The following is a 13,664-nucleotide window of genomic DNA, read 5'->3' as shown; positions in this document are numbered from 1 at the left end:
AGCACCCGGCAAGCAGGGGCGACAGCCTGTCGGCATGGCTTTACAATAGCGGCCATGTATATCGATTCCCATTGCCACATCAATTTTCCCGACCTGGCGGCGCGCTTGCCCGAGATCTTCGGCAAGATGGCCGACAACCAGGTCAGCCATGCCCTGTGCGTCTCGGTCGACCTGCCGGATTTCCCGCAGGTGCTGGCCCTGGCCGAACAATATCCCAACGTCTACGCCTCGGTCGGCGTGCATCCGGACTACGAAGACACCCCCGAGCCGACGCTCGATGAGCTGATCCGCCTGGCGGACCATCCGCGCATCGTCGCCATCGGTGAAACCGGGCTGGATTACTACCGCCTGCAGGGTGACCTGGAATGGCAGCGCGAGCGCTTCCGTACCCATATCCGCGCCTCGCGGGCCACTGGCAAGCCGCTCATCATCCATACCCGTTCTGCGTCGGAAGACACCATCCGCATCCTGCAGGAAGAGGGTGCCAGCCCACAGGCGGGCGGCGTGGCCGGGGTCATGCATTGCTTCACGGAATCACAGGCGGTGGCCGATGCGGCCATTGAACTGGGCTTCTACATCTCCTTCTCCGGCATCGTCACCTTCAAATCGGCCAAGGACTTGCAGCAAGTCGCCCGCACCATTCCGCTGGAGCGCATGCTGATCGAAACCGATTCGCCCTACCTGGCACCGGTTCCGTTCCGGGGCAAGACCAACGAGCCAGGTTACGTGCGCCATGTCGGTGAATTCATCGCCGACCTGCGCGGCATCAGCGCGGCCGAAGTGGCGCGCCAGACCTCTGACAATTTCTTCAAGCTGTTCGGAATCAAGCCATGACCCTGCTGGAAAAGCTGCGCGCCCGCTTCGGCGGCATCGGCCGTATCGTCCTTTATACCTCGCTGCTGTTGCCGGGGGCCGCCCGCGCGGGTGCGTATGAAGATTATTTCCAGGCCATCCGCATGGACAATGTCTATTTCCTCAAGCAGCTGATGCAGCGCGGCATGGGGCCCAACCTGATCGAGCCCAAGCGCGGCTATACCGGCCTGATGCTGGCCATCCGCGAAGATTCGATGAAGGCTTTCGACGTGCTGGTCAATGCGCCCGATGTGAACCTGGAAGCCCAGGCCACCAACGGTGACACGCCGCTGATGCTGGCCTCCTTCTACGGCAATATCCCTGTGGTGAAGCTGTTGCTGGCGCGCGAGGTCGAGGTCAACCGTCCCGGCTGGACCGCCCTGCATTACGCCGCCATCAATGGCAGCTCCGAGATCGTCAAGCTGCTGCTGGATGCCTCGGCCTATGTCGATGCCGAGTCCCCCGATGACAAAATGACGCCCGTCATGCTGGCCGCCATGCGCGGCCGCGTTGCGGCAGTGGAAGTGCTGCGCGACAACGGCGCTGACCTCACGCTCAAGAACAAGGATGGCTTGACTGCCATGGACCTGGCCCGCCGCTACGGGCAGGAGGGCGTGATCGACGTGCTCAACGTCAAACCGCGCCAGTAAGCCGCACATTCGGTCCCGCAAAAGGAAACGTCCCGGCCACCTCACGGTGGACCGGGACGTTTTACATGGTCGGCTGCTTCAGCGCACCAGAATCTGCGGACCGACGTCCTTGATGTCCTTGGTACCGGTCAGTGCCATGCTGACGTCGAGTTCCTTGCGCATGATTTCCAGCATCTGCGACACGCCATCGCCGCCCATGGCGCCGAGGCTGTAGAGGAAGGCACGGCCGATCATGGTGCCGCGTGCGCCCAGGGCGACCGCCTTCAACACATCCTGGCCAGAGCGGATGCCGCCGTCGAACCAGACTTCGATCTGGTCGCCGACGGCTTCGGCGATGGCGGGCAGGGCTTCGATGGAGGACATGGCGCCATCGAGCTGGCGGCCACCGTGGTTGGAGACCACGATGGCATCGGCACCGCTTTGCACGGCCAGTTTGGCATCTTCCACATCGAGGATGCCCTTCAGAATCAGCTTGCCGCCCCATTGCTGCTTGATCCAGGCGACATCTTCCCAGTTCAGGGTCGGGTCGAACTGGCTGGCGGTCCACTTGGACAGTGTCTGCACGCCGCCGGCACCTTCACCGCCCTTGATGTGGCCGGCCAGGTTGCCGAAGGTCTTGCGGCCGCCCAGTGCACGCAGCGCCCAGCCGGGCTTGCTGGCCAGGTCGAGCAGGGTGTCGAGGGTCAGCTTGGGGGGCACGGACATGCCGTTTTTCAGGTCCTTGTGACGCTGGCCGAGGATCTGCAGGTCCAGCGTCAGCACCAGGGCCGAGCACTTGGCGGCCTTGGCGCGGTCGATCAGGGACTGCACGAAGCCACGGTCGCGCATCACGTAGAGCTGGAACCAGAAGGGTTTCGTGGTCACGCTGGCCACGTCCTCGATGGAGCAGATGCTCATCGTGGAGAGGGTGAAGGGGATGCCGAATTTCTCGGCCGCGATGGCACCCAGCATCTCGCCATTGGCCCATTGCATGCCGGTCAGGCCGGTCGGGGCGATGGCCACCGGCATGGTCACGTCGTGGCCGATCATGGTGCTGCGGGTGCTGCGCTCATCGACATTGATGGCAACGCGCTGGCGCAGCTTCAAGGCGGCCAGATCCTTGGTGTTGGCGCGATAGGTGCTCTCGGTGTAGGAGCCGCTGTCGGCGTAATCGTAGAACGCCTTGGGAACGCGCTTCTTGGCCAGCAGGCGGAAGTCTTCGACACAGGTCATGACCGGCATGGTGTTTTCTCCGTTGTTATGGTGGGCGGCCAGGGCCGCCTTGTGTTGGGCTTGCAGACACGAACCGGAATCGGGCTGCGGACAAAAGGACTGCAGAATGCCCGTTATGCTAGTGCATACCTGCCGCGCTTGGGGTGAATCCCTTTGCCGCCATCCATGAAAATTTTACGGTCAGGCCGCCAGCAGCCGCGCAGCTGCCATCCCGCTGCGCACCGCGCCTTCCAGGGTGGCAGGGTAATCGCCCGCCACGTAATCGCCGGCCAGTGCCAGTCCGGCGGGCATGCCGGTATTGTCGGGCCGCTGCAGGCCGGGTGTGCAGGCAAAGGTGGCGCGCTTTTCGGTGATGACGCGGCTCCAGCCGGGCGTGGCGAGGGCCGCTTCGCCGAAGTCGCTGGCCAGTTGGCGTGTGATGCCTGCCGTCAGTGCCGCGTGGCCCTCGGCAATGGCCTGGCCGGCAGCGCTGACGACGACGGCCAGCAAGCCTGCCTCACCGCTCAGTTGTCCCCGATCAAAGACGAACTGGCCCCAGGCCTGGCGCTGCGGATCATCGGCCAGCGCCAGGAAGGGAGCCGGCAGGCGCACGCCAGACGGGTATTGCAGGTAGCAGGTGGTGATCGGTTCGTGGTCCAGCGCCTGCAGCAGCGCCGTGTCATGCAGGCCTTCCAGCAACTGGGCGGCGGCGTCGGGGCCGGTGGCCAGCACCACCCCGGCGAATTCGCCCAGGCTTTCAGCGGCGCGGTCTTCCAGCCGCCAGCTGCCCTCGTCATTGCCCGGCAGCAGGCGTGCCACGGCCACGCCTGCCTGCACCAGACCGCCGCGCTTGCCCAGATAGGCCGCGGCCGCATCGGGCAGCAATGCGCTCAGGTCAACGCGGGGGAGCAGCATGTCGGAGGCGGCGCGGCGCGCGCCCAGGCTGTCACGCAGCACGTTCAGGAAGACTTGCGCCGAAGCCCGTTCCGGCGCGGTATTGAGCGCTGCGATGCACAGCGGACGCCACATCAGGCGGATCAGGCGCGCGGTCTGCTCATAACGTTCCAGCAGCTCGGCCACGCTGCAATCCTGATTCAGCTGCCAGCCCATCCAGCGCGCCGTGGTGGAAAAGCGCGCCAGCGCCATCTTGTCTTCGCGTTGCAATCCCTTGGCCCGCAGCAGCGCCACGGCCACATGCCAGGGGGCCGGCAGGCGGGGTGCCACGAAATCCATGCCCTCGGCCCCTGTGGCCAGCGGATAGCGCATCTGCAAGGGCAGGCGCAGCAAGGCGCTGGCCGGATCGACGCCGACCTGCTTCATCAGTGCCAATGTGGAGCGATAGGCCCCCAGCAGGATGTGCTGGCCATTGTCGAGCGTGCGTTCGTCCAGTTCTACCCGGCGCGCGCGGCCGCCCAGCGTACGGGCAGCTTCGAACAGGCTCACGCGATGGCCGCCGGCAGCCAGCGCCACGGCAGCAGCGCACCCGGCCCAGCCGGCACCGATGACGGCGTAGTGACGCGGGGCGTTCATCGGGAGAATGCCCGGTCAGCCGAAGACATAGGTCTTCCAGGCCAGCCAGAGCTTGCGGATGGGGGTGAGTGAGATGCGCTGGTTGAGCACGTGGTAGCCGTCACGCGTGATCTCGTCCAGCAGGGTGCGATAGATGGCGGCCATCATCAGGCCGGGGCGCTGGGCGCGGCGGTCCTCCTTGGGCAGCAGGGCGAAGGCTTCGTCATAGACCGCCTGGGCGCGCTCGACCTGGAACTTCATCAGTGCCTCGAAGCGCTCGCTGTGGCGGGCGTTGAGGATGTCGGCGGCGGTGACGTTGAATTGCTGCAATTCATTGACGGGCAGGTAGATGCGGCCCTTGCGGCCATCCTCGCCGACATCGCGGATGATGTTGGTGAGCTGGAAGGCCAGCCCCAGCTTTTCGGCAAAGAGCAGGGTGCCGGGCTGGGTATGGCCGAAGATGCTGGCCGAGAGCACCCCGACCACCCCGGCCACGTGCCAGCAGTAGCGCTGCAGGCCGGGATAGTCGAGGTAGCGGGTCTGGTCCAGGTCCATTTCCATGCCATCGATGATGGCCTGCAGGTGTTCTCCCTTGAGCTGGTAGGTCGCCACGTGCGGATGCAGGGCCTTGGTGACCGGGTGCGTGGGCTGGCCTTCGAGCATGGCTGCGATTTCCTTGCGCCACCACATGAGCTTGGTGCGGGCCACCATGGCGTCCTCGATTTCATCGACGGTGTCGTCGACCTCGCGGCAAAAGGCGTACAGCGCCGTGATCGCCAGCCGGCGTTGCGGCGGCAGGAACAGGAAGCTGTAATAAAAACTGGAACCGCTGGCGGCGGCCTTCTGCTGGCAGTATTCGTCTGGAGACATGGATGCGTGGCGGGCGGTTGAAGCATGGGGCAGGCAGCCTGACGGCCCCCTGCGGCAAAGGCGCTATGCTAGCCGAGTGCGCCCGGCAGGGCAAATGCCGGCTGCCGTTGACCTGGCCTTGAAACGGGGCCTGAAACCCGTCTATTGCGGCCCCCGGCGTTGTCCATTAAGCTCGGGTCAAGCGCATCCCGGAAAAACAAATTCACATGACATCAAATCCGGATGAATTCTGCCGTTAATCTAACCAGACGTGGCGCTGCAGCGGTCAACCCCGCTTGCAGCGCGGCACATCGGCAACCCCGGCCATCGACGATGGCCCCCTGGAGGCTGGAGACAATATGGACAGACTGGAAATCTTTCGCAACATCGCTTCGCAGGCTGGTCGCGGCGAGCTGGTATTCCCGGCCAACGTCAGCGCCTCGCTGAAGCTGCAAAAGGCCCTGGCCGACCCGGACTGCCATCTGGAGCTGGCTGCCAAGCTGGTGATGGCCGAGCCGCTGGTGTCGGCGCGTACCGTGGCCATTGCCAATTCGGCGGCCTACAACCGTTCCGGCGGCGAGATCAACAACGTGCGGGCGGCCGTGATGCGGCTGGGCTTCCGCACCCTGAACACCATCACGACGTCGGTGATCGTGCGCCAGTTGGGGCGGACCATCAACAATCCCGGCATGCGCATCAAGTCGGCCCAGCTGTGGGAGCACTGCGCCCACGTGGCGGCCACCGCCTATGTGCTGACCTCCAAGCTGACCAAGGCCGATCCGGAAACGGCGATGTTTGCCGGCATCGTGCATGAAGTGGGTGGCTTCTACCTGCTCTCACGCACGGATGACTTCCCCGGGCTGCTCGACGGCGGTACTGAGGACTGGATGGAATACGGAGAGAAGATGATCGGCCGTGCCGTGCTCAAGAAGCTGGGCGTGCCGCAGCCGGTGGTCGATGCCATCGAATCCCTGTGGCATGGCGTGCGGGTGCTGCCGCCGCAGACCATCGGCGACGTGCTGCTGCTGGCCAAGGAACTGTCGCCGGTGCCCTCGCCGCTGCAACGCACCGTGGTGGCCGAGGCCGGCATCGGTGGCGAGAACCTGGTGGATGATTACATCGGGGACCGTTCGCTGCGCGAGATGCTGGATGATTCCGAAGAACAGATCCGCACCCTGACCGCTGCCTTGCTGGTCTGAACCAGTACGCGACCGCTTCTTCTTGAAGCCCTGCCCGGCCAATGTGCCGGGCGGGGCTTTTTCATTGCGGCTGCGGCTTATCGGGTCAGGCCGCGCCAGCCGACGAGGAGCCAGTCCGGCTTGCCCAGCTTGGGGCGCTGGCGGAAGACATCGCCTTGCACCGCCTCGATGCGCTCCAGGATGCGCAGCCCGCCTTGCACCACCATGCGCAGTTCCAGCCCGATACGGCCCGGCAGGCGGCGCGCCAGCGGGGCACCGGAAAGCATCAATGCACGCGCCCGCGTGACCTCGAACTGCATCAGCTGTTGCCAGCGCTGGTCGCTGCAGGCTTGGGCGATGTCGTTTTCACTGACGCCGAAGTGCTCCAGGTCTTCCAGCGGCAGGTAGATGCGCGCCTTTTGCCAGTCGATGGCCACATCTTGCCAGAAGTTGATGAGCTGCAAGGCACTGCAGATGGCATCCGAATCCCGGAGGTTTTCTTCATTTGCCGCACCGTACAGGTGAAGCATCAGAGTTCCTACCGGGTTCGCAGACCGGCGGCAGTAGTCCAGCAGGTCCGCATAGCGGGGGTAACGGGTGGTCACCACATCCTGGCGGAAGGCCGAGAGCAGGTCGCGGAAGGGTTGCAGGGGCAGGGCGTGATCGGCGATGGTCTGCTGCAGACGCGGGAAGACGGGATGCGTGCAGGGCAACTGCTGCTCGATCAGGTCGAGCTGCGCGTCGTAGGCATGCAGCGCGGCCAGTCGTTCTTCAGGGCGGGCGTCGCCTTCATCGGCGATGTCGTCGGCGCTGCGGGCAAAGGCGTAGATGGCGGTGACTGCCGGCCGCAGGCGGGCCGGCAGCAACAGCGAGGCCACGGGGAAGTTCTCGTAGTGATCGACGGCCATGGGGCACGTGACTCAGTCGAACTTGTCCTTGAGCAGCGCCTCGATGGTGGCGATGCGGGTTTCGACCGTCTCCAGCAGGGCCTTGGGCATGGTGCCGCCGGCATTCAACTGCGCGGCCAGCGAGCGGGCAATGCCCATGGCGCCTTCGGTGAACTGCTTGCCATCCTTGGACAGCACGGCCGCTGCCGTGAAGAGGGTGGAGAACAGGATCTGGTCAGCGGTATTGTTCTCGATGAACTTGTTGAGCAAGGCGTTGTGGCTTTGCTTGAGTGCGTCGAATTCTTCCTGGGTGGGCATGGCGGGTCCTCGCGGGATGGCGCGGCTGGGGCAGGATAGGCTCCTGCAGCAGCCAGCAAAGGCGCGGATTGTAGCAGTTCAGCACGCCGCTGCGGGCAGGCGAGGCGCAATCAGCCCAGCGTGCGTGGATCGCAGCAAAAAAGCCTTCAAGTGAAGTTTTCTCCGGCAGCCCCTTGCCGTCGCCCGTCGGGGGCCGCCGCCTTGGGGGCTGGTGAAGCAAATTGCAAAAAAACAGAAGCCGGCGGCGAGGTCTTGATTCGCCACCGGCTTGCCTGGTGCCAGCCGCTCAATCCGGACTGGCTCCAATCGGCCCCATCGTCAATGGCTGACCGCCAGCAAGACCTTGCCGTCGCCTCCCTGCGCCTGTGCCCAGGTCGTCTGGGTAGCCGCCGGCGGGGCGAAGCTGGCCATGGCTTGCACCAGCTTGTCGACATCGGTGTCCAGCAAGGATTTGCCATCGGCAGTCTTGATGCGCTCGATGTGGTTGTCGGTCGTCCCGGCAGCGCCGGCATACCAGTCCTTCACCGTCACCTGGTCGGTCGTGCCGAGCACCTTGATGCGCAGGTCCTGGCCGGTCTTGCTGAACCACAGGTTGTCCTGCCGGGCGTCGGCGAAGCTGCCCATGTAGCCCGGGACGGCATTGCCCTGGGCATAGTCCAGATCTACATAGGACTTCGGGTTGCCGTAGACCAGCACGTCCTTGCCATCGATCTTGTCCCGCTGGGCCGGCATGGTCGTTGGGGCGGGCAGTTTTTCCGGGGTGGCCGGCTTGAGGCTGGCGGGCGTTGGTACCTGCAGCGGGACTGGTGCCGGGGCTGCAGCGGCAGGCTTGCTGCTGACGGGTGCAGGAGGGCTGGCATGTGCGCTGGGTGGGGTGACAACCGGCGTCGGCGAAACCGGGGCCAGTGCTGGGGTAACGGCAGGTTTGGCGGGGCTGGCCGTGGGGAGGCTGGCCGGCTTGTCGAGGCTGATGGACTTGTCAGGAGTCACGGGCTTCTGGAGGCTGGCGGGTACGTCGCCGCTGACGGGCTTGTTGCTTGCGGGCTTGCTGGTGATGGGTGGCGGTGCGATATCCGGTTTGACGTTGACCGGCGTTTGGATGGGCGACGGCTTGGCTGCTGCCGGTTTGGTGGGGCTGGCCAAGGGCGGCGCGACGACGGGCTTGCTCGCAATGGCTGGCGGCCTGGTGGCCGGTGGCGTGGTGGCGGGCTTTTCCGGTGGATCGAAGAGCTTGATGTCGGGCGAGATCGGCGCAAAGACGATCTTGGTGCCGGTGCCGGTCTTGATCTGGACGAAGCGCTTGTCGATGCGAGTGATGACCGGATGCGAAAGCGACGATGCTGCCTTGGGTTGATCCTGCGAGGTGGTGGTTGACACGGGTTCCCTTTCAATTACGCCGGTAAAGGCGAAGGCGTTCGGGGAGAGTCTGCGCATGCTGCGTCTTTCCCCGGGGACGTGTTGCTTGCAATGCCGCGTGGCCCGGACGCTGGCCGGAAGTGCCAGCGCCGGGATGGCACGGTGCCGCAAGCTTGCTATATGAATTTTGTTGTCCCGGGGCGATTCAATCGGATTGAAATGCTTCGGTAAATCGCACAAAAGTGCCGTTGGCCGCTTGACAAGAACTGACCACAAGAGAAATGCCAACGTGAGGGGACTGATGGTCGTTCAAAGCGGTGGCGGTGAGGACTGGAAGCGGGGGAGGCGGGAAGGGGGCATGATATTTTTTTTCATGCCGGTGCGGCCTGTGACGAAGGGTCGGCAGTGGCCGGGTGCCACGAGGGTGAGCCGTTGCAGGCGCGTTTTGCTGCTCAAAGGAGTTAGGTCGGTGAAGCAAGGGTGGGCTTCACGGCGTATCAATGGCCCGGAGACGGTTCGATACTGTAATGCGTCTTGCGCCTATTTACGCCCTCTTGATTCTGGCATTTTCTTGTTGAGATCGAATTTGGTCGACGATGCTGTGCGACGAGGCAGTGCATAGTTGGATTCTCTTTTTGGGCTCTACGGCGAGACGTCAATATCTCTTCATTCAGGCAGCGATTAATCCGCCCCCGGCTCGCTCTGAGTCAGGAGAAAACCCCTTGAGAGGGTAGGTAAGTGCCAGACGATTCAGTTGACTTTGTGCATCTGAAATGCAATCGATTCGCCCCTTTCTTCCTGATGAAGCCCAGGTAAATGGCGGGATTAATGGCGCAGAGTCAGCCTGTCGGCTCGCCCAGGCCCTGGTGAACGTGTTGAGTTTGCAATCCAGCGCGACAAGCCGATGAGCCTGTCGCGCATTTGGTCGCTTCTTGTTGTGGTGATCCGGACTCGCCACCCCCCCGAAGCCTGGCCCGCTGAATGGCGGTCCGGTTCCCCCTCCTGAAGTCGGCAAATCCAACAGCATTTTAGGAATTCTCAGGGACATTGGCACTAGTCCAGATGGACTGTGTATTTCCGGCTCATCGCGGCGCCATGCCCAGCCGCAACGGGTTCGGTCCCAAGCCGATGACTTCAGCGATATTGAGCAGCAGCATGGGCGGGTACAAGTCCAGACTCTGCGCGGTGCGCATGTTGATCAGCAGCGAGAAGCGCTGCAGGGTGGAGGCTGGTATGCGTTGTGCAGGGATATGCTGTACCAGAATCTGCAAGGCCTTGGCCGCAGCGTAACGCCCGGTGTTGGCCCCGTTGGAAAACAATCCGAACATGCAGCCGGAGCGCCGCACGATGCTCTCGGTGGCGCAGAACGTGGGCAGGCGGGCCTGCAGCGCCGCCCCGGTGACCAGATCCCGGTGGGTGAAGGCCAGTAACGTACTGGGGCCGATGTACAGGAAATCCACCTTGCGTTCGGCCATGCGGCGGATCAGAGCCGGCAGGGCCTGGACATCGGGTTCGCCGCGGGCATCGAGCGGAATGTCGGCGCTTTCCACCTCGAATTTCTGCTGCGCTGCCAGTTGCTGCAACTGGGCGCGGACCAGCGCGGAATTGGGTTCGGCCGGATTGTGCAGGTAGCCCAGCCGACTGAACGGGCGATATGAGCGTATCGCATTGAGCTGCACCGGCAGCGGCGCTACGTGACTCACGCCGGTGACGTTGCTCTCATGGTGATCCAGTGAGCGCATCAGTCCGGCTCCGACCGGATCGGTCACCTCCGTAAAGACGATGGGAATGTCGCGAATGGCGTCGCCCGCCGGGCCATCGACCTTGCCAGCCAGTGCCAGGGTGGTGGGCGTGCCCCAGGAATAGATCAGGTCGGGATGCGCATCGCGCACTTCCTGGCGCAAGCGGCCGGCATCCTCGGCTCTGCCGCTGAAGCGAATGGGGATGTAATGCACCGACAGGCCCTGATGCTGCAGATAAGCCTTGAAGGCTTCCTCGATATTCTGTTCCTCGCGCGGCAGGACCATGGCAATGGTCACCGTCGCGATATTGCGCGCCTCCACCGGTTGGTCCCGGGGAGTCGGCATCTGGGCCATGGCCAGCGTCGCATTGCAGAGAAAAAGCGCACACAGCAAGCGGGTCATCCCGGCCGACGTGAAAGCAAAGAAGGCATGCATGGAACAATTCCTTGGTATAAGCACGTGATTCATCAAGAGCGAGCGCTGATCGCCAGCGGCGCAGAGGGTCGCAGCCCCAGCCAGACTCCGAGCGCGCCCAGCGCCAGCAACACGCCCACGGCCGCTACCGCCCCCTCCAGGCCCAGCAGCGCGATCGCCAATGCGGTCACGAAGGGGGCGATGATACTGCCACCCCGTTCGATCAGGCGGAAGGCCGCCAGCGCCTGCTCAGGCGTGGCGGCCTGAACGGAGGCCTCCTTGCGCTCGAACAGCTCGGTCACCAGCGTGATCTGGGGCGAGGACTGGACCGCCTGACCCACACCCAGCAAGGCGCAGCAAAGCGCCAGTCCGCCGATGCCCTGGATGGCCGGCAACTGCAGGCAGGCCACAGCAGCCACGAGGCAACCGGCCACAATGAACGGTTTGCGCTGCCCTAGCAGGTCAGACCAGTGCGCCATCAACGAGGCGGTTGCGGCAAAGCACAGGAAATACATCAACATCACCCGGCCGGCGGCATCGGCTGACAGCTCCAGCTGCCTGACGTACAGCGGTGCCACCACCACCAGGACGGTCACAGCCACCAGCCTGGCCGGCAGTGCCGACCCCAGGATCACGCACATGGCCCGCCAGTTGTGGAGGACCGCCAGGTAGCCACGCCAGGTGGGTGCCGTGGTGGTTACCGGAGTCTCAGCATCCCGGGCGGTGCACGACAGGCGCAGGCGCGATGCCACCACCAGGGCGCCGATCATCGCCAGCGCGCAGGCCAGCAAGGCGTGGGCGTCGCCGATACGGCCTGACAGCATGCCGCCGAACGGAGGGCCGACGATGCCGGCGGCGACGATGGCCGCAGCTACCTCCGCCAGACTGCGGGCGCGTTGGGCTGGAGGCGCATGGCGCACGATGGCGGTCTGCACCAGGATCAATCCCAGGCCGTAGGCTGCGCCGCTGACCGAGCGCAACAATACCAGCGCGCCAACATCGTGGGTGAAGGCCGTTCCGACCAGCGCCAGGGCGCCTGCCGGTGCAGCGAGCATGAGCATGCGGCGCAGGTCGAAACGTTGTGCCAGCATGGGGCCGATGATCTGCGACAAGGCCAGCATGCTCATGAAGGCCACCACCGGAAGACCGGCCAGCATGGCCGGTGACAGCCATGCAGAAGACGTTTGCATCTCACTTGCGAAAGCGGTGAAGAAGGGACGCAGCAATTCATCCGACAGCGCAATCAGGAACACCGCCAGCCGTAGCCGCGTCAGCTGGACGCCGAAATCCGTGCCGCCGCTGTCGATCTCGCCGTGGACGTGGCCCGAGGCGGCGATGGAGAGTTCAGCCTTGCATTTCTTGCGTGCCTCTTCGACGGTCTTCGACGAGGGCTTGCGTCCCCGCAGGCCATCAATCCACCACCAGACGCGGGCAATGCGATAGTCCAGCAAAGGATGCAGCAGCGAACGGCGCCACAGCCCTCGGGTGAGCTCACGCAGCAGCACCACGCTGATGACCACGGCCAGTACCAGGTCCAGCAGCATTGCGCCCAGTGCGCGATCCACGTAGTTGTGCGAATAGGCGGCCACGATGCGGGCGCTGCTGCCGCCAACCGGGGCGCTGCGCTCGGTCATGATGTCATCCGGATGGCTGGTGCCGGCATGCGCCAGTTCCTGGCCGTCGGGGCCGCGCAGGGCCAGCCAGGACAGCTCGCGCGCCACCGCCAGTCGATCCGCGAACAGGGCTGGCAGCCCGTTGAGCGACTGCAGTGGCACGCCCAGCTGCAGCGCGCGCTGGACCTGGCCGGCCACGCTGGCTGCCACCATGTCGGCGCTGGATTCGATCTGTGCACTGACATAGGGGCGGGCGGCTTCACGAGCGATCCAGATCATCGCCGGAGAAGCCAGCAACAGGGCCGCCAGCATCAGCGGCGCGGCGCGGCGCGCGCGCCGGCTACCGGCCGTGCCGGTGTGGCCGGTGACCAGCCAGATGCTGCGCCTGGCCCAGCCATGCATGGCCAGGTAGAGAACCAGGCAGGACAGCACCGCCAGCGGCAAGGCCTTCAGGACCACCGCCTGGGCTGCGCTGCGCGCCTGGATGCGCAGCGCCTCGGGGCTCGCGACCAGCCACAGGCTGGCTACCGGGCTACCGGTCGGATCGAACAGAGTGGCACCGCTGATCGTGTGCGCCGGCAGGTGACGCAGTTCACTGGCCGCGCTGCGTCCCCCGCTCATCAGGCGCTGGATCCAGCGTGGATCAATCAGCCGGCGCAGGGCACGGTCGCCCGATTCCGCCACGGCCTCGCCGGTACGAGTTTCGACGAAGGCCAGCAAGATGCCCGGATCGTCCTGGCGCAAGCGCTCCAGACGCTCCTGGTAGAACTGCAGGTCGCCAGCATCGATCCCCAGCCGCATGGCGCCTTCGCCTTCCTCGACCAGCTGGCGCACGATGCGATCGGTCCTGTCCTGGGCCAGCGTCGTCAACATCTGCTCGACCCGCCAGATGATCAGTACCAGTGTCAGGCAGAACAGCAAGCCGCAGAACAAGCCTGAAAACTGCATCGCCTGGCGACGCAGTTTTTTTCGCATTGAGTGCGCTTGAACTGAAGTATCCAACTCTTGCTTTCCCATGTTAAACTCCAACCACATTCAGTTTTACCTTCCCCCTCCTCGCGCCGAAGACTGAGTATTTCCCTACGCTTGTCTAGGAGATTCAGAC

General features: G+C 64.4%; 11 protein-coding genes. 3 read left to right on the top strand and 8 right to left on the bottom strand.

From position 1 onward, the window contains the following. Nucleotides 1-54: 54 nt before the first annotated feature. Nucleotides 55-834, top strand: a complete 780-nt coding sequence (locus JOD78_RS04795; RefSeq protein ID WP_034331577.1) for a TatD family hydrolase — start codon at nt 55-57, stop codon at nt 832-834. After that, nucleotides 831-1,502: an ankyrin repeat domain-containing protein gene (locus tag JOD78_RS04790; RefSeq protein WP_034331576.1), complete on the top strand. Its 672-nt coding sequence runs from the start codon at nt 831-833 to the stop codon at nt 1,500-1,502. The genes JOD78_RS04795 and JOD78_RS04790 overlap by 4 nt, the downstream gene beginning before the upstream one ends. Nucleotides 1,503-1,580: 78 nt before the next feature. On the opposite strand, the gene JOD78_RS04785 is transcribed toward JOD78_RS04790, so the two are convergent. From JOD78_RS04785 to hpnD, 3 genes are all read right to left on the bottom strand, one after another. Beyond that, nucleotides 1,581-2,723 (bottom strand): alpha-hydroxy acid oxidase, encoded by a 1,143-nt coding sequence (locus JOD78_RS04785; RefSeq protein WP_034331575.1) that lies wholly within the window; start codon nt 2,721-2,723, stop codon nt 1,581-1,583. Nucleotides 2,724-2,894: 171 nt separating this feature from the next. Next, nucleotides 2,895-4,223, bottom strand: a complete 1,329-nt coding sequence (gene hpnE / locus JOD78_RS04780) for a hydroxysqualene dehydroxylase HpnE (RefSeq protein ID WP_209566695.1) — start codon at nt 4,221-4,223, stop codon at nt 2,895-2,897. A gap of 15 nt (nt 4,224-4,238) precedes the next feature. After that, nucleotides 4,239-5,072 (bottom strand): presqualene diphosphate synthase HpnD, encoded by an 834-nt coding sequence (gene hpnD, locus JOD78_RS04775; protein ID WP_034331572.1) that lies wholly within the window; start codon nt 5,070-5,072, stop codon nt 4,239-4,241. Nucleotides 5,073-5,410: 338 nt separating this feature from the next. Between hpnD and JOD78_RS04770 the strand changes: the two genes are divergently transcribed. Further along, nucleotides 5,411-6,250 (top strand): HDOD domain-containing protein, encoded by an 840-nt coding sequence (locus JOD78_RS04770; RefSeq protein WP_034331571.1) that lies wholly within the window; start codon nt 5,411-5,413, stop codon nt 6,248-6,250. 77 nt (nt 6,251-6,327) lie between these two features. On the opposite strand, the gene hpnC is transcribed toward JOD78_RS04770, so the two are convergent. From hpnC to JOD78_RS04745, 5 genes are all read right to left on the bottom strand, one after another. Next, nucleotides 6,328-7,137 carry a squalene synthase HpnC gene (gene hpnC / locus JOD78_RS04765; protein WP_204726512.1) on the bottom strand — a complete coding sequence of 270 codons (810 nt, stop codon included), beginning with the start codon at nt 7,135-7,137 and terminating at the stop codon, nt 6,328-6,330. A gap of 12 nt (nt 7,138-7,149) precedes the next feature. Continuing rightward, nucleotides 7,150-7,434: a hypothetical protein gene (locus tag JOD78_RS04760; protein WP_006463927.1), complete on the bottom strand. Its 285-nt coding sequence runs from the start codon at nt 7,432-7,434 to the stop codon at nt 7,150-7,152. Between the two features lie 318 nt (nt 7,435-7,752). Next, nucleotides 7,753-8,811 (bottom strand): calcium-binding protein, encoded by a 1,059-nt coding sequence (locus JOD78_RS28285; RefSeq protein ID WP_348534250.1) that lies wholly within the window; start codon nt 8,809-8,811, stop codon nt 7,753-7,755. A 1,061-nt stretch (nt 8,812-9,872) separates the two neighbouring features. After that, a complete protein-coding gene (locus JOD78_RS04750; protein WP_158601255.1) occupies nt 9,873-10,967 on the bottom strand; it encodes an ABC transporter substrate-binding protein in 1,095 nt (364 codons plus the stop codon). A 32-nt stretch (nt 10,968-10,999) separates the two neighbouring features. Further along, nucleotides 11,000-13,534, bottom strand: coding sequence for an MFS transporter (locus tag JOD78_RS04745; protein ID WP_209566693.1), 2,535 nt, complete (start codon nt 13,532-13,534; stop codon nt 11,000-11,002). Nucleotides 13,535-13,664 lie beyond the last annotated feature (130 nt).

Source organism: Herbaspirillum sp. 1130, assembly GCF_017833835.1.
Classification (GTDB): Bacteria; Pseudomonadota; Gammaproteobacteria; order Burkholderiales; family Burkholderiaceae_D; genus Herbaspirillum; species Herbaspirillum huttiense.
The sequence above is the reverse complement of the archived record's forward strand: the minus strand, read 5'-3'. Positions and strand labels throughout refer to the sequence as shown.

Excerpts from the sequence above, each read along its gene's own strand:
- JOD78_RS04795 (WP_034331577.1), top strand. The coding sequence starts at position 55 with ATGTATATCGATTCCCATTGCCACATCAATTTTCCCGACCTGGCGGCG.
- JOD78_RS04790 (WP_034331576.1), top strand. The coding sequence starts at position 831 with ATGACCCTGCTGGAAAAGCTGCGCGCCCGCTTCGGCGGCATCGGCCGT.
- JOD78_RS04785 (WP_034331575.1), bottom strand. The coding sequence starts at position 2,723 with ATGCCGGTCATGACCTGTGTCGAAGACTTCCGCCTGCTGGCCAAGAAG.
- hpnE (WP_209566695.1), bottom strand. The coding sequence starts at position 4,223 with ATGAACGCCCCGCGTCACTACGCCGTCATCGGTGCCGGCTGGGCCGGG.
- hpnD (WP_034331572.1), bottom strand. The coding sequence starts at position 5,072 with ATGTCTCCAGACGAATACTGCCAGCAGAAGGCCGCCGCCAGCGGTTCC.
- JOD78_RS04770 (WP_034331571.1), top strand. The coding sequence starts at position 5,411 with ATGGACAGACTGGAAATCTTTCGCAACATCGCTTCGCAGGCTGGTCGC.
- hpnC (WP_204726512.1), bottom strand. The coding sequence starts at position 7,137 with ATGGCCGTCGATCACTACGAGAACTTCCCCGTGGCCTCGCTGTTGCTG.
- JOD78_RS04760 (WP_006463927.1), bottom strand. The coding sequence starts at position 7,434 with ATGCCCACCCAGGAAGAATTCGACGCACTCAAGCAAAGCCACAACGCC.
- JOD78_RS04750 (WP_158601255.1), bottom strand. The coding sequence starts at position 10,967 with ATGCATGCCTTCTTTGCTTTCACGTCGGCCGGGATGACCCGCTTGCTG.
- JOD78_RS04745 (WP_209566693.1), bottom strand. The coding sequence starts at position 13,534 with ATGCGAAAAAAACTGCGTCGCCAGGCGATGCAGTTTTCAGGCTTGTTC.